Annotated in this window: 13 protein-coding genes; 5 read left to right on the top strand and 8 right to left on the bottom strand. The window is 55.5% G+C overall.

Translation table 11 applies throughout. The annotated features are described in order from the left end of the window. Positions 1 to 52 precede the first annotated feature (52 nt). From ACYVHB_RS21785 to ACYVHB_RS21770, 4 genes are all read left to right on the top strand, one after another. A complete protein-coding gene (locus ACYVHB_RS21785) occupies positions 53 to 2,878 on the top strand; it encodes a M16 family metallopeptidase (protein WP_461053912.1) in 2,826 nt (941 codons plus the stop codon). A 157-nt stretch (positions 2,879 to 3,035) separates the two neighbouring features. Continuing rightward, a complete protein-coding gene (locus ACYVHB_RS21780) occupies positions 3,036 to 4,442 on the top strand; it encodes a leucine-rich repeat domain-containing protein (RefSeq protein ID WP_461053911.1) in 1,407 nt (468 codons plus the stop codon). A gap of 154 nt (positions 4,443 to 4,596) precedes the next feature. After that, positions 4,597 to 5,559 (top strand): EamA family transporter, encoded by a 963-nt coding sequence (locus tag ACYVHB_RS21775; protein WP_461053910.1) that lies wholly within the window; start codon positions 4,597 to 4,599, stop codon positions 5,557 to 5,559. A gap of 62 nt (positions 5,560 to 5,621) precedes the next feature. Further along, complete coding sequence (locus tag ACYVHB_RS21770; RefSeq protein ID WP_461053909.1) at positions 5,622 to 6,227, top strand: DJ-1/PfpI family protein; 606 nt, start codon at positions 5,622 to 5,624, stop codon at positions 6,225 to 6,227. A 6-nt stretch (positions 6,228 to 6,233) separates the two neighbouring features. Here the strand turns inward: ACYVHB_RS21770 and ACYVHB_RS21765 are convergent, their stop codons facing one another. The 5 genes from ACYVHB_RS21765 to ACYVHB_RS21745 form a co-directional block, all read right to left on the bottom strand. After that, the gene (locus ACYVHB_RS21765; protein ID WP_461053908.1) at positions 6,234 to 7,262 is read right to left on the bottom strand and encodes a patatin-like phospholipase family protein; all 1,029 of its coding nucleotides are present in this window, start codon (positions 7,260 to 7,262) and stop codon (positions 6,234 to 6,236) included. A gap of 11 nt (positions 7,263 to 7,273) precedes the next feature. Beyond that, a complete protein-coding gene (locus tag ACYVHB_RS21760; protein WP_461053907.1) occupies positions 7,274 to 7,780 on the bottom strand; it encodes a hypothetical protein in 507 nt (168 codons plus the stop codon). A gap of 99 nt (positions 7,781 to 7,879) precedes the next feature. After that, positions 7,880 to 8,653 carry an SDR family NAD(P)-dependent oxidoreductase gene (locus ACYVHB_RS21755; RefSeq protein WP_461053906.1) on the bottom strand — a complete coding sequence of 258 codons (774 nt, stop codon included), beginning with the start codon at positions 8,651 to 8,653 and terminating at the stop codon, positions 7,880 to 7,882. Positions 8,654 to 8,738: 85 nt separating this feature from the next. Next, positions 8,739 to 9,608: an SMP-30/gluconolactonase/LRE family protein gene (locus ACYVHB_RS21750; protein ID WP_461054080.1), complete on the bottom strand. Its 870-nt coding sequence runs from the start codon at positions 9,606 to 9,608 to the stop codon at positions 8,739 to 8,741. A gap of 205 nt (positions 9,609 to 9,813) precedes the next feature. Further along, positions 9,814 to 11,190, bottom strand: a complete 1,377-nt coding sequence (locus ACYVHB_RS21745) for a Gfo/Idh/MocA family protein (RefSeq protein ID WP_461053905.1) — start codon at positions 11,188 to 11,190, stop codon at positions 9,814 to 9,816. A 188-nt stretch (positions 11,191 to 11,378) separates the two neighbouring features. Between ACYVHB_RS21745 and ACYVHB_RS21740 the strand changes: the two genes are divergently transcribed. Next, positions 11,379 to 12,509 carry an aldose epimerase family protein gene (locus ACYVHB_RS21740; protein WP_461053904.1) on the top strand — a complete coding sequence of 377 codons (1,131 nt, stop codon included), beginning with the start codon at positions 11,379 to 11,381 and terminating at the stop codon, positions 12,507 to 12,509. 92 nt (positions 12,510 to 12,601) lie between these two features. Here the strand turns inward: ACYVHB_RS21740 and ACYVHB_RS21735 are convergent, their stop codons facing one another. The 3 genes from ACYVHB_RS21735 to ACYVHB_RS21725 all read right to left on the bottom strand — a co-directional run bounded on the left by ACYVHB_RS21735 (position 12,602) and on the right by ACYVHB_RS21725 (position 15,337). Beyond that, positions 12,602 to 14,323 carry an IlvD/Edd family dehydratase gene (locus tag ACYVHB_RS21735; protein WP_461053903.1) on the bottom strand — a complete coding sequence of 574 codons (1,722 nt, stop codon included), beginning with the start codon at positions 14,321 to 14,323 and terminating at the stop codon, positions 12,602 to 12,604. A gap of 394 nt (positions 14,324 to 14,717) precedes the next feature. Beyond that, complete coding sequence (locus tag ACYVHB_RS21730; protein WP_461053902.1) at positions 14,718 to 15,134, bottom strand: PIN domain-containing protein; 417 nt, start codon at positions 15,132 to 15,134, stop codon at positions 14,718 to 14,720. Continuing rightward, positions 15,116 to 15,337, bottom strand: a complete 222-nt coding sequence (locus ACYVHB_RS21725) for a hypothetical protein (RefSeq protein ID WP_461053901.1) — start codon at positions 15,335 to 15,337, stop codon at positions 15,116 to 15,118. Before ACYVHB_RS21725 ends, ACYVHB_RS21730 begins: the two co-directional genes overlap by 19 nt. Positions 15,338 to 15,760 lie beyond the last annotated feature (423 nt).

Here is a 15,760-nt window from a genome sequence, read left to right as displayed (position 1 = left end):
CCCGACTATAGGTGTAGTTTTACTGGTATCTAACCGTTATCCTCCTACGTGTATGCATTCAGTTTATAAACAACTGCGAGCGGTGCTACTGACCGTTTCGCTGGCCGTCGGCAGCCAGACCATCGCTTCGGCCCAGGCCAAATTACCCGATGGCGTCACCCGCGTCACATCGGTGGAAGGCATCACCGAGTACAACCTCAAAAACGGCCTGCGGGTCCTGCTCTTCCCCGATCCGTCGAAGGCGACCATCACTGTTAACATGACCTACATGGTGGGGTCGCGGCACGAGGGACTCGGCGAAACGGGCATGGCCCACCTGCTGGAGCACATGGTGTTCAAAGGCTCCACTAAGCACACGAACATTCCGCAGGAACTAACGGCGCACGGCTCCTGGCCCAACGGCACCACCTGGCTCGACCGAACCAATTATTTCGAGACGTTTTCGGCAACGGACGAAAATATACGGTGGGCGCTCGACCTCGAAAGTGACCGGATGGTGAATTCGTTTATCAAGAAAGAAGACCTCGAAACCGAGTTTACCGTGGTGCGCAACGAGTTCGAGATGGGCGAAAACTCACCCCAGTACGTGCTGATGGAGCGGGTGCTGTCGGCAGCCTACCTGTGGCACAACTACGGAAAATCGACTATCGGCTCCCGCGAAGACATCGAACGGGTGCCCATCGACAACCTCAAAGCATTTTACCAGAAATACTACCAGCCCGACAACGCCATTCTATTAGTGGCGGGGAAGTTCGACGAAGCCAAAACGCTGGCGATGGTCCATGAACTGTTCAGCCCAATTCCCCGGCCGACGCGGGTGCTCAAACAACCCTACACCGTGGAGCCAACGCAGGACGGCGAGCGGCAGGTGACGCTCAAACGCGTGGGCGATACGCAGGGTGTGGCAGCGGCCTACCACACCCCCGCAGGGACGCACGCTGACTACCCCGTGCTGGACGTGCTGATGGACGTGATGACCAACGAACCCGGCGGCAGGCTTTATAAGGCTCTAGTAGAGAACAAGAAAGCGGCTTTTCAGTACGGATGGACCCCCGCCCTCCACGACCCCGGCTTCGCCTATTTCTACGCCGAAGTTCGCAAAGAAAGTTCGCTGGACTCGGCCCGGACGGTGATGATGAACACGCTGGACGAAGCGGCCCAAAAGGCACCAACGGCCGAAGAAGTCGAACGGGCCAAAACCAAAATCCTGAGCAACATCGACCTGATGTTCAAGCAGGTGGATCGCTTAGGCCTGCAACTCAGCGAGTACATGGCCGCTGGCGACTGGCGCTTGGTATTCCTCTACCGGGACAACGTGCGCAAGGTGACGCCCGCCGACGTGGCGCGGGTGGCGAAGGCGTACCTGAAACCAAGTAACCGCACCGTTGGCCTGTTCATTCCCGATCAGAAACCCGACCGCGCCGATATTCCCGACGCGCCCGACGTGATGTCGCTGGTGAAGGATTACAAAGGCGAGCAGATGGTAGCGGCCGGGGAAGCCTTCGACGCATCGCCCGCCAACATCGACGCCCGCACCAAGCGCGGTCAGGAAGCCAATGGCCTGAAGTATGCCCTGCTGCCCAAAAGCACACGGGGCAACTCGGTGAACATGCAGATTCAACTGCGCATGGGCGACGAAAGCAGCCTGATGAATAAAATGACGGTAGCCAGCATGACGGCGTCGATGCTCGAACGCGGCAGCAAAACGCGTTCCTACCAGCAGATTAAAGACGAATTAGACAAGCTGAAAGCCCGCGCTTACGTGTACCCAAGTGGTCAGAGCACCATTGTCGGCATCGAAACGGCGAAGGAGAACCTGCCCGCCGTGCTCAAAATTGCGATGGATTGCCTGCGCAACCCGGCCTTTCCCGAAGCTGAATTCAACAAGCTGAAAGAAGAGCGGCTGGCCCAGATTGAGTCGCAGAAGCAGGAACCGCAGGCCATTGCCTTCAACGTAGCTCAGCGGACCATGAACCCCTATCCCAAGGGTCACGTCTGGTACACGATGACGTTTGATGAGGAGATCGACGCGATTAAGAAGCTGACCATCAACGACGTAAAGCAATTTTATAAAGAGTATTACGGGGCACAGAACGGCGTGGTGTCGGTGGTTGGGGCGTTTGATGAGCCGGTGATCCGGGCCACGCTCAAGAACGATCTGGGTAACTGGAAATCGGCCAAACCGTTCGTGCGGGTGCCGACGCAGCTCTTCGCCGATCTAAAGCCTAAAACCGAGTCTGTGCAGACCAACGACAAAACCAACGCCATGTTTGTAACGGGGCTGAAGTTCCCGATGCGCGACGATGACCCGGAATACCCGGCCCTGTTCATGGCCAACTACATCCTGGGCGACGGGTTCCTGAACTCGCGCTTAGCAACCCGTATCCGGCAGAAAGAAGGCGTCAGCTACGGCGTTGGCTCGTACGTCTACGCCGACGACAACGATAAAGTGGCCAATTTCGGCTCGTATGCCATTTACAACCCCGAAAACTCGGAGCGGCTGGAAAAAGCGTATCGCGAAGAAATCGAGAAGATGGCCAAAGACGGCATCACGCCCGAAGAATTGAAGGCCGCCAAAACCGCCGTGTTGCAGAACAACCAGGTGGAGCGGTCACAGGACGGCATCCTGACCCGCAAGTGGGCGCAGTACCTGACCAAAGCTGACGGACGAACTTTTGCCTACGATGCCGAGTATGAAAAGCGGATCGAGAGCCTGACGCCCGAACAGGTCAACGCGGCCGTGAAAAAATACATCGACTATTCGAAGCTGACGATTGTGAAGGCGGGTGATTTTGAAAAAGCGGCTAAGAAACTGTCGGAGAAGAAACCCGTTCCGCCCCAGCCCGCGTCGTCGGTCGGTGGCGGGAAGAAAGATTAACCAGAATTTTAAGGAGATTGAAATGATTTTCAGGATTGGTGCTGCGTCAGAGCATTGGCACCATCCTAAGAATCGTTTTAATCTCCTTAAAATTCTGGTTGTTTTTTACGCTTATTAACTACAAAATTCGTTATGTACCTAAAACCTACGTTCAGCCATGAAAAAGTCTTTGTTATTGGTGTTACTGATGATGATTGCGCAGCCGGGTTGGGCGCAGGTGAAAGTGATGTTACTGCGGGATACTGCGCGTTATCAGGTTAGCCAGACCAGATTAGACAAAGACTATTCACCGCTGACTAATTTGTTTCGGGCGAAACCGCAAGGTGCTCACCAAGCAATGCAGGCGCACTGGAAACAATTCGATGCGTTCATGAAAAAGCGGACGGACGTCCCCCGGATGGGTTTCAGCGTCTTTGTTTATGAGTATTACCAACCTGATGGCAAAGCGCAGTTCGTGCTGATTGACACAGACCGGCCTCATCCTGATTCAGTACTGGCGAACGTAGTAACCGTGCTAACCGACTTTTATTCGACTACGCCTTATCCGGCCAGTGGAACCGTCCCCTTTCGCATGATGTCGGGAATGATGTTCGGCAAAACGTACGTGCCGCCCCGCACGGTCCGTCGCGGACCGGGTCTGATTAGCACCCTGGAAGCCGCCCGGAAAACGACCCGGCCCGATACGGTAACGAAACTGGCGTTTAACCAGCTTGACCTCAGAAACGTGCCGGACATCGTCTACGCGTTTCCGAATCTGGAGGAACTGGATTTATCAAAAAACACCCTCAATGAATTACCCGCCCGCCTGACGTCCGACATTCCGACGCTCAAACGGCTCAGTGTACTTGGCAACGCCATCCCGAACGATAGCGTCTTCATCACGCCCAACAAGCACCTGCTGGCCTTAAATTTACAGAGCAACAAACTAACGTGCGTCCCATCGTCGATCCGCCACAACCGCCGACTCGAAAGTTTGTGGCTCGGCAACAACAACCTGACTAATCTCGACACGAAAACGCTCCGTCGGATGCGCCAGTTAACCGACCTCAACCTGTATAATGCCGGACTGACGACTTTACCCAAAACTATTGGGCGACTGAAACGCGTGAAGGTGCTGGATTTGTATTACAACAAGCTTAAGACATTGCCCCGGCAGGTGGGCCGGATGAAACGGCTGGAGCAGTTGGCCGTCGCGCACAATGACTTGAGCCAGTTACCTGCGTCGCTGGCGAAGTTGCGCCGATTGCAAACGCTTTATGCGCACCACAACCGCATTAGTCAGTTACCCGATGCGTTCACAAAGTTGAAAAATCTGCGGGTGCTGGATATTGGCTACAACTGGTTCACGGTGGCCCCGGCGGTGCTGGCGTCGCTGCCCGCGCTGGAAGAACTCGACCTGAATAACAATAATTTACAGGAATTGCCCGCGTCGCTCGGTACGGTAAAAGGCTTGAAAAAACTGTATCTGCGGTCGAACCCGCTCACCCGCGACGATGCCAAAGCCGGGCCATACGCGCCCATCATCCGGCAATTAGAGGCTAACCAGACCGAGGTATTTTACTAACCAAATTAAATTCTGCTTAGATTTTTCATAACTAAACACATAAAGTGCAAAAAATACGGGTACGTCGGGAAGAAAAACTCAACTTGCGGCTGTTACTGAATCGGTGATCGGACCGCCGGATTGCCGAACCACCGAACCGTCGGACCGCCACTCTATGCAAGTTTCTACACCCGCTGCCCCCGCCACAACTAATCGCACTACGCTCTGGGTTGCCTTGGTTACCGTCTACATTTTATGGGGATCGACCTACCTATTTGTGCATTTCATGACTGAGCGAATGCCGCCCCTCTACATGGCCGGCATTCGGTTTTTGGTGGCTGGTACGCTACTTTACAGTTACGCCCGGCTGACGGGTGCTCCCCGCCCAAGTATTGGCAACTGGCGGGCAACAGGCTTGCTGGGTTTGTTGTTTTTAACGATTGCCAACGGGGCCGTAGCTACGGCCATTCATTACCTGCCCACTGGACTAACGGCTTTGCTGGTGGCGATGTTGCCGGTATTTGTTCTGTCGTTCGACTATCTATTTTTTGCCCGTACCCGCCCCAAGCCACTCGCCTTAATTGGTTCAGCGGTGGGATTAATCGGCATTTTTGTCCTGTTCCAGCCGGGTAAAATTACGCTTCCCGGTGGTCCCGACGCCCTGCTAATCGGTTTTGGACTGACCATCATCGCGAATATTGGCTGGGCTTTTGGCACGTTGCTGACACCCCGCGTTAACATTCCGGCGTCGGCCGCACTGTCGAGCGGGATGCAGATGCTGACGGGGGGCGGTATGCTGCTCATAGCGGCACTACTAACGGAGCCGGTATCGGTGCTAAGCATTGCGCTGGCCCCAACCAAAGCCCTCTACTCGTTGGCTTATTTAATTGTGTTTGGCTCCATCATCGGCTTTTCGACCTTTTCTTGGCTGGCCCGCAACGCCCCCCCTGCGCTGGCTTCGACCTATGCTTACGTAAACCCAGTGGTGGCCATGCTGCTGGGAGCCGCTTTTGCGGGCGAAGCTATCACCTCGCAGTCACTCATTGGCGCGGCCGTTATCGTCGCGGGCGTCGTGCTGATTACGATGGGGAAAAGTGAAAGAGTGAATGAGCGAAATCGGACCGCCGAAGCGGAGTGAATGAGCGAGTAGCTTCCCCTACGCATTCGCTCTTTCACTCACTTACTCTTTCGCTCTTTAAAATGCGCACCGTTGCTATTCTGCTTTTTAATGAAATTGAAGTGCTCGATTTTGCCGGGCCGTTTGAAGTGTTCGGCGTCGCGGACCGTAAGGCCGATCCCAAGCCATTCCAAGTGTTTACGGTTGCTGAACGTGGGCCGGTTTATGCCCGCAATGGCTTAAGCATCAACCCAACGTACCTGCTCAACGATCATCCCAAGGCCGACATCATTATTGTGCCGGGCGGGGGTGGTCATCATACCGACGGTACGCCGTTCGGTTCGCGCCGGGAGATGGACAACCCGGCCGTAATCAACTGGATTCGGCGCACGGCTGAGCAGGCCGAGTTGGTGCTGTCGGTTTGCACAGGTTCGTTTCTGCTCGGAAAAGCGGGTTTGCTCGATGGGCTGGCGGCAACAACGCACTACTCGGCCGTCGACGGGATGCGGCAGGCAGCGCCCAACACGGAACTGCGCCCAGCCGAACGCTACGTCGACAACGGCAAAATTATTACCTCAGCGGGTATTTCGGCCGGTATCGACATGTCGCTCTACGTCGTCGGGCGGTTGCTCGGCAAGGACATTGCTGACGAAACGGCGCGGTATATGCAGTACGATTACTGGACGTAATTCTGCTCAGACAATGGGGATTGGCGGCTGGGGCAGCGCGTCGAACACGGCTTTCGCGCGTTGCGCACCCTTCTGGAACATACCTTTCATAGCCGCCGGATCGAACGTTAGTCCGCCGGGTCCTCCTTCGGTCAGTTTAGTTTGGGGGCGGATGGCAATGATGCTGGCGATGGACAAACCCGCTACGGGATTACCCGTTTGCTCAAACGCCTGGTCGATGGTCGCCTGCGCAACGCCCCGCGCCAGGAGTTGAGCCTGTACCCGCGCCAGATACACATTCGTTTGCCGGTACAGATTCGCCAATCGGTAGTCATTATCACTCACGTCTTCGGAAAACAGATCGATGGTTCGCTCAAGCATGGCCGTTGCTTTCGTAATCAACCGATCATCGGCGGGAATTTGATCAGGGCTGTTGGTAATGGCAATGATCGTCTGCGCTCCGTTGTCAATGGCGGCTTGCAGGGGCGTCAACTCCCGAATCCCACCATCGACGTACTGCCGCACCGGGACCGCGCCGGGTCGCCACTCCACGGGCTGCATAAATACCGGCTGGCAGGACGAAGCCAGCATGGCCCGGCGCAAGTCAGATGCGCTGCGGATTCGCTCCACATCATAGGCCACATTGGTCGCTACTGCCTGCGTTGCAAAGTGTACGAGGTGTTCGGTTTGCAGGCAGATCGTAGCGAGCATGACGGGTTTCCCCGATGCAATGAGTCGATTGTAGCGGGCGTCGGTCAGGTTTCGTTCGATTTGTTGTTTCAACGGCGTCGCGTCGTGCAGCGACACACTGGTCAACAGGTTCGCAATACCACCCAGTTTGAGCACGTCAGCTTGCCGGGTGGTGGTGTAAATCTGTTCGAGCAGGGCCAGTTCGCCGATTGCTGCTAAGGGGACAATGAGCGCCCCGGTGCTGGTGCCGCAGTAAATGTCGAACTGGTCGATGGGCCGAACGTTTTGGTGAATATAGGACAGGGCACCCACCGCAAACGCGCCTTTTGAACCGCCCCCGCTAATAACTAAGGCTATTTTTGCCATGATTGACTTGCTTAAAGCGGTGGATTTTTACGTTTTGCCGGATTGTAGCTCAAACTGAATTGAAACCACGTTGCCGGTTGCATCAGGTCGCGGTGCAGTTTGAGCGAGACGGTTAGCAGGTCGGAGCTTCCCAACCCGATGCCTCCGCCCAGCAGTTGTCGACCGCTGCCGGGGGCCGTTGCCCACAGAAATTCACCCAGCAGATGTACGTTGAAGGAAGTAGCGGACAGAATGGGAGGACCATCCAGCAGCTTGATCGTCAGGCGGGGACCGGCCAGTCCACCAACCCGCCCACCCGGATAAAAGCCGCCCAGCACCGCCCCCAGCCGCAGCCGACCCGGAATGGGCGTGAACTGCGGTACGGCCTGAAGCGTCACCAGGTAGAGCGGTGACTGACCCACCGGTTGATTGAAGCCCTGCCCCAGTTCAATGGGTAGTGAGAACGCTTTCGGAAACTCCTGCGCCTGTCCCAAATGAGCAAAGCCCCCTAAAAGCATCAGCAAGGTAATTTGTCGCATCGTGTTCTGAATGAAGACGGACACCAAAATACGCGGTTAGCAGTCCGACAAACAAGCCATCAACTACTTGATAAGCAAGGTGTTTTTACGCACTTTTCACTAAACAGGCGGTACACCCACGCTCGTCCAGCCGCCATCGACCACCAAACTCTGACCGGTGATGTGGCGCGACGCGGGCGAGACCAGAAACAGAGCCGCGTTGGCAATGTCGTCGACCGTAGCCGGGCGGCCCATCGGCGTAATGCGCGACCAGGTCGGAATGTAGGTCGGATCGTCCAGCGTACGTTCGGTGAGGGTGGCGCCGGGGGCGATGGCGTTGACAGTGATGCCGAGGGGCGAGAAGTCGATGACTAACTGCTTCGCCAGCATCTCCAGTCCGGCTTTGGTCATGCTGTAGACTGGCAGGCCCGGATGCCCCAAATGCCCCACTACCGACGACATGAACAGAATACTGCCACCCGTTTTTTGTTCGCGCATTTGCCGAGCTGCCGCCTGCGCCAGAAAGAAGCTACCCCGCAAATTGAGGTTCATAATTTTCTCAAACGCGTCGGGCGTCGTCGTGAAAATATCACCGAAAATAGTGATGCCCGCGTTGGCAATGGCGATGTCAACCAATCCAAACGTTCCAACCGCCGTATCGACCATTTGCTGAATGAAGACCACGTCGGAAGCATCACCGGGGTAGGCAACGCACCGGCCGGGTCGCCGTGAATCGTCGGCCTGATTGATCTGTTCCGCAGCTTTTTGGGCTAATTCCTCATCGAAATCATTGAGGAGCACATTGGCTCCCTGCCCAACGAGGGCCTGCGCGATGGCGAAGCCAATGCCGGTTCCGGCACCGGTGATGAGGGCGGTGAGGTTAGTGAAATTCATTTAGACCGAACGGCGTTGGAGCCGCGAAATGAGCTACGAACAGACAGCAGGCGGTATTGACAGGATCTTAATCCAGTTCAGTTCTTTATTCGGTGCCTGCTACCTGCATCGGCAGAGTATACACGGACTCGGACGCGGTGATGAAGAGCGTCCGGCGGGCTTTGCCCCCGAAACACACGTTACCTACCCATTTGGACGGCACCGGAATGGTACCTAATTTTTTCCCGGCCGAATCATACACCGTGACGCCCCGGCCCGTCAGGTATAGGTTTCCCTGGCTGTCGAGTGTCATGCCGTCGGACCCCTGCGGCACGTGCAGTTGACGGTTGGTCAGGCTGCCGTCCGCGCTGATCTGGTATTTGTAGGTTTTATTGGCCCGGATGTCGGCTACGTAAAGAACCTTACCATCGGGCGATCCGACGATGCCGTTGGGCTGCACCAAATCGCCATCGACGAGTACGGGTTCGGCTTTGCCATTCGGCAGGTAATACACTTTTTGTCCGTCGAGGTCGGCGGTTTTACGGGTCCAGTAGTCGCGCTGGTAATACGGATCGGTGAAGTAGATACCGCCTTTCGGATCAATCCAAAGATCATTCGGGCCGTTGAGCCGCTTTCCTTCGTAGTCCTTGAGCAACACCGTAACTTTCTTGGCCGGGCTGATGGACCACAATTCGTTATTCTGGTCGGCGCAGGCAATCAGGTTACCCCTCTTGTCGAAATACAGCCCATTGGAACGACCGGTTTTATCCATAAATAGCGACAGTTTCCCATCAGTATCGAATTTCCAGATTTTATCGTTGGGCTGATCGGTAAAATAAATGTTTCCCGCCTTGTCTACGGCCGGTCCTTCGGTAAACGTGAACTGATTAAACACCTGACGCACGGTGGCACCGGGCTGCACCACCCGAAGCGAGTCGCCTGACGGACTCTCGTTCTGCTGCGCAAAACCGCTCATCGAAACGCTGAATAAGGTGGCTATAAACAAACCAAACTGGGGGAACAACAGCATATGGGTTCAGGTGATTAAGTAATTTAGGGAGTGGCCCCGCAGTAGAAATGAGTGTTTTAGTGTGTGGGTGTGTATGTCATCCCTCCTGCCGCACCGGCGGACCGGTCGGGATGACATACACACCCACACACTAAAACACTAACTCATCTTGTTAAACCCGGCCCGGATTGGGATGCACGTAAGGCTTGCGATAGGGCCGTTCAAGCAGCCCGTTGGCTTCGCGGTCGCCTACAATCTGCCGCTTCTGCGGGTCATATACAATCGGACGTCCCGTTTGCATAGATACGTTGGCCAGGATGCAACTGGCCGTCGAGATGTGGCCCTCCTCAATGTCGGCCACCGGTCGGCCACCGGTTTCAATAGCCTTCACGAAGTCAAGCATGTGCAGGCGGGTGGCCGGGGCTGCGTTCAGTTCAATGCGTTCTTCCTTAAGATCTTCGGGGTACTTCTCTTTTTCGTATACCACGTCTTTGTGAATCTTTTGCCCATCCTTGCCGTCTGCTATGAAATCGTACTGCATGGTGCTGGCCCGCAGGGTGCCTTTGTCGCCGTAGAGCGTAAACGACCAAGGATAGTCCGGAACGGCGGGTGTACCCCAGGTCCGGTGCTGCCAGACGCAGTTGAGACCGTCGTATTCAAACACGGCCGACTGCGTATCGGCAATGTTTGACTTCCCTTCTTTCTGCACATAAATGCCCCCGCTGGACGTGATGCGTTTAGGCCAGCCGAGTTTCAGCATCCAGCGGACGGTGTCGAACATGTGGATGCACATATCGCCCATGATGCCGTTGCCGTACTCGTTGAAGGTGCGCCACCAGCGAATGTGCGGCAGGCCGTCGTAGGGCCGCAGCGGGGCTGGTCCGGTCCACGTCTCGTAGTCGAGAAACGCCGGTACGGGTTCGACGGGGGGGTTGCCGTTGGCCCGCATGTGGAGGTAACAGCACATTTCCACGTGCGACACCTTGCCCAGCAGCCCCGCATCGACAATGTTCTTTTTGGCCTCGATCAGGTGGGGAGTACTTTTGCGTTGGGTGCCCACCTGCACCACGCGGTTATACTTGCGGGCAGCGGCTACCATGGCTTCGCCTTCCATCACGTCTACGCTGATTGGTTTTTGCACGTACACGTGCGCTCCAGCCTTGATGGCATCAATAGTTTGCAGGGCGTGCCAGTGGTCGGGCGTACCGATCAGAACAATGTCTAACTGATTCTCGGCCAGCATTTTCTGGTAATTGCCATAGAGTTTGGGCACTTTCCCCGACTTCTGACGCTGGCTCACGAGCTTACCGGCGGCATCGAGCATGTTTTTATCGACGTCGCAAAGCGCCACAACCTCAACCGGTGCGACCTGAATAAGCCGGAACAAATCGCTCTTACCATACCAGCCGGTGCCAATCAATGCGACGCGGTAGGTCTTGGCCTGATTGATGAAACCCAAGTCCATGCCCGTTGCTCCCAGTGTAGAGAGGGCCAGCGAGGCCGAAGTGCCCTGAATGAACTGACGGCGGTTTATATTGAAGAGATGCATATAGAGTAGGGATTCTGATTTTGATATACTTAAAAAGCGGGTCTGGTTTGTCAATTACTGTTGTCGTGCCAATTTCAACGCAGGGAAAGAACACAGATCGCCCGGATTATACTGATTTGACACGAATAAAGAGCTCGTTTACTCCGTGTTCGATCAGTATAATCCGGGCAATCCGTGTTCTATCTTTTATGAAAACGACGACCCTTCTACTACTAATAAGCGGTGTATTGACCGCTCTTCAATCCTCCGGCAAGCCAGGTATCGAACAGGCGGTGTTTGGCACCTTCCCGGATGGGCGCGTGGCGCAGTTGTTCACGCTCCGCAATGCGGCCGGCATGACCGCTCAGATCACCAACTATGGCGGTTTTATCGTCTCGTTGACCGCACCCGATAAGGCGGGCAGGCAGGAAAATATCACACTTGGCCTGCCCACGTTTGCCGATTACCTGAAAGGGGCGTCCAGTTTAGGACCCATCATTGGCCGCTTCGGCAACCGCATTGGCAACGCCCGGTTCAACCTCGACGGTCAGACCTATACGTTGGCGACCAACAGTGGCAAAAATCACATTCACGGCGGTCGTGTGGGTTTCAACACGAAACTGTGGGAAGCGACCCCAGTCGACGGCGACGAACCCGCGCTCATCCTGCGGTATACCTCACCCGATGGCGAAGAAGGGTATCCCGGTACGCTGGCGGTGACCGTTACGTATACCCTGCGAAAGGACAACGCCCTGCGGATCGACTACCGGGCTACCACCGACAAACCCACCGTCGTGAACCTGACGAACCACGCTTATTTCAACCTGAGCGGGATGAAACGCGACGTGCTGAACCACGAGCTGGTGATTCGGGCGGACAAATTTCTGCCCACCGACAAAGGCCAGATTCCAACGGGTGAGTTGAAACCGGTAGCCGGAACGCCTTTCGACTTTACCAAACCAACCGCCATCGGTGCCCGCATCAACGACACCACCGATGTTCAGATGCGCTACGGCGCGGGCTACGACCACTGCTGGGTGTTTTCCGATCCGGTAAAAACGCTCAAGGTAGGGGCTACGCTGTATGAACCGACGAGTGGCCGACTGCTAACCATGTACACCACCGAACCGGCCGTGCAGCTCTACACGGGCAACCATCTAAACGGTAAACAGCGCGGCAATCAAGGGGTTGCGTACACCCGTCGGTTTGGGGTATGCCTCGAAACGCAGCACTTTCCCGATTCGCCCAACCAGCCCAGTTTCCCAACCACGACACTGCGACCCGGCGAGACGTACCAGAGCACCACCGTGTATCAATTTTCGACGCGTTCCCAACGCTAAAGCGGTGGACTGATAGCTGGGTGAGCTAATAGCTGGAGCAGGCGATTATCAGCCCACCGCTTTAGCGTTGGGACACTAATTTACGATTCTTTTTAATGCGAATCCCGCTTGACCTCGCTGCCCGACCCGCCCCGCAGAAAGTCGAAATCGGCCCCTTCATGGGCCTGCGTCACATGCCGGATGTATAAGTTGACGTAGCCCCGTTCGTAGCCCAGATCGAGTGGCTTGAAATGCACAAGCCGCCCCGCCAGTTCCTCGTCCGATACGTGCAGGTGCAGGCTGCGGTTTTTCACGTCGAGCGTAATGAGGTCGCCGTTCTGCACCAGCGCGAGGTTGCCCCCCACGGCCGCTTCGGGCGATACGTGCAACACCACCGTGCCGAAGCCGGTGCCGCTCATGCGCCCGTCCGAAATGCGAACCATGTCGTGAACGCCCTGCGCCAGAATTTTGGCGGGTAGCTGCATGTTACCCACTTCGGGCATTCCCGGATACCCCCTCGGCCCAACATTCTTAAGCACTAAAACACAAGTCGGGTCCACATCGAGGTTGGGGTCGTCGACACGGGCTTTGTAATCGTCGATGTTCTCAAACACCACCGCCCGGCCTGTGTGCTGCAGCAAAGCGGGCGACGCGGCCGAGGGCTTGAGAACCGCCCCGTTTGGGCAGAGATTACCCCGCAGCACCGCTACGCCCGACTCCGGTTTGACTGGCTTATCCAACGTAGCGATCACGGCCGAATCATAGATGGGTGCGTTGGCGCAGTTGTCGCCGATGGTGTGGCCGTTGACCGTTAGAACATCGTTATGCAGATAGGGTCGCAGTTCGTTGATAACGGCGGGCAGGCCACCGGCGTAGAATAAATCTTCGACGAAATGCTCACCAGACGGCTGTAGGTTGGCTAATAGCGGAATATTGGCGGAAATCCGGTCGAAATCGTCTAATGATAAGTTCACGCCAACCCGGCCCGCAATGGCCGTCAGGTGCAGAATAAAGTTGGTAGAGCCGCCCAAGGCTGCGTTGATGATAATCGCGTTCTCGAAGGCTTGTCGGGTCAGAATATCCGATGGTTTCCCCCGGCCGGACGTTTCGTTCTCCCGCACCAGTTCAACCGCCCGGACGCCGGTCATGTGAGCCAGCACTTTCCGGCGCGAATCGGCTGCCGGGATCGTGGCGTTGTCCGGCAGGCTTAACCCCAGCGACTCAACCATCGCGGCCATTGTACTGGCGGTACCCATGACGGCACAGTGACCCTGGCTGCGGGCCATACTGGCTTCGGCAGCCACAAACTCGGCCTGCGACATCAACCCCATTTTATAATCTTCGGCGAAGCGCCACAAATCCGACGTGCCAATTTTGCGGCCCTGAAACCGTCCGGCCAGCATCGGCCCGCCCGACACAACCAGCGTAGGGATATCGACGCTGCACGCACCCATCACGAGCGACGGCGTTGTTTTGTCGCAACCGCACATCAGAATGACACCGTCAATGGAGTTGCCCCGGATGCTTTCTTCGACGTCCATACTGGCTAAGTTCCGAAACAGCATGGCCGTGGGTTTAATCTGACATTCTCCAAGCGACATCACCGGAAATTCCAGCGGAAAGCCGCCCGCTTCCCACACGCCCCGCTTAATGGCTTCGGCCAGTTCGCGGAAGTGAGCGTTGCAGGGCGTTAGCTCCGACCACGTGTTGCAGATGCCGATGACGGGCTTCCCCTCGAATTCATGATGTGGAAAGCCCTGGTTTTTCATCCAGGCGCGGTATATGAAGCCGTCTTTTCCGGTGCGGCCAAACCAATCTTGTGAGCGAAGGGGCATTGTTATACAGTAGCTGTTTGCAGTAGCCAGTAAAGAGCATCAAAAGCGGGTTTTACTTCATCCGTCAGCCGATAAATCCGGGCAGGTATCCGCCAGCCGCTTAAACATGAGGTCTGAAATTCACGTTGATGATCACGAATTACCAAAGCGGGCGCCCTTTTTCTAACAACCTAGGGATACTGCTGAGTGCTCAACTGGTTGTAGCTCGATGCGCAATGGTCATCTGGGCGGGGCGTTTACATTATCGCCAGGAACCCGGAAATGAAAAAATGACTTGGACGGGCCACCCAACGACCCCATGTGGTGATGGCGACCGTAGGGAGCCTTTACACACATGGCCGGTTAGGCTTTCGGCTTGACCTCGCGGCCTGCATCCTGTCGCCAGTGAGCCGATTTACGCAGATTCAGGGCCGTATTGATGTTTGTACTTAGGCCGGTAAAAGGTGATGCCTTCCACAAAATCGAAATCCTTCTTGTTGAAGGTGAACAGTTCGACCGGATACGTCAAGGCGGTTGCTGCGATAATCATATCGGCAGTGCCCGGTCGTTTCGCGTAATGCTCCCAGGTCAGATTGAGTAACCGACGCGAGATTTCAGCGTCTAAACCAATCACGTTAAACTTATTGATGGTTTCGACCGTCTTGCGTTTTTCGCTACGTTTCATACCCACGTACATTTCCGCTTCCGAAATCACGCTTATATACAGACGGTCAAACCCAAGTTCATCCAATTCCTGAACCATTACTGGTACACCTCGGAAGTAGTCAAACAATACGTTAGAATCGCATAAGACTATCTTCTTTTTGGCCATGCTTTCACCCGGATTGATACCATTGTGCATTCATCAGCAGTCCAAATACCACCGAAAGCGGCTGGAGTCTCGCCAGATTTGGCATCACTCTTACGTAGGAGTGGAATGTTGACTTCGGTTTCTGGCTCGGTTTGAATGCCGTTTTCAATCAACAGCTTTATCGCTTTAGCGTAATCCTTATCGTTGACAGTTAGTGTTTTCATTGTCTTGGAGTGTACAACACAATATTACAACAACTGGGGCATTAATTTGGCTCGCTACAGACAGCTTTTGCCCAAGCCCGACTGTCGAGACGTGCGCCTTGTCGCCGGGACGCTGCCCCGCAAACCAAACCTGCCAAACCGGGGCGTTCCAACTGTCGCACGGAAGCTGCCGAACGAGGCTAAACCTGACTTCTGCAGCCTGCAACCTGTCGCAGGTAACCCGCCCCGCAAGCACTTATTGTATTTCCACCCAACGCCCCAGGGGGCTGATGGTGAGCGAGTTACTTGACTGAACACGAGACGCTTGCACCTTTACACCCCCTGAAGGATGTACGCATGCTTTCTAACTTGCTCATTATCAAGCCATCCTTAAGTTAGTAAAAAGACCCAAATCTTCGCCCGTTATCCCAAACTTAGCCAGCT

It is taken from the genome of Spirosoma arcticum, assembly GCF_054779955.1.
Note: the sequence above shows the minus strand (reverse complement) of the source record. Positions and strands in the feature narration are given on the sequence as shown.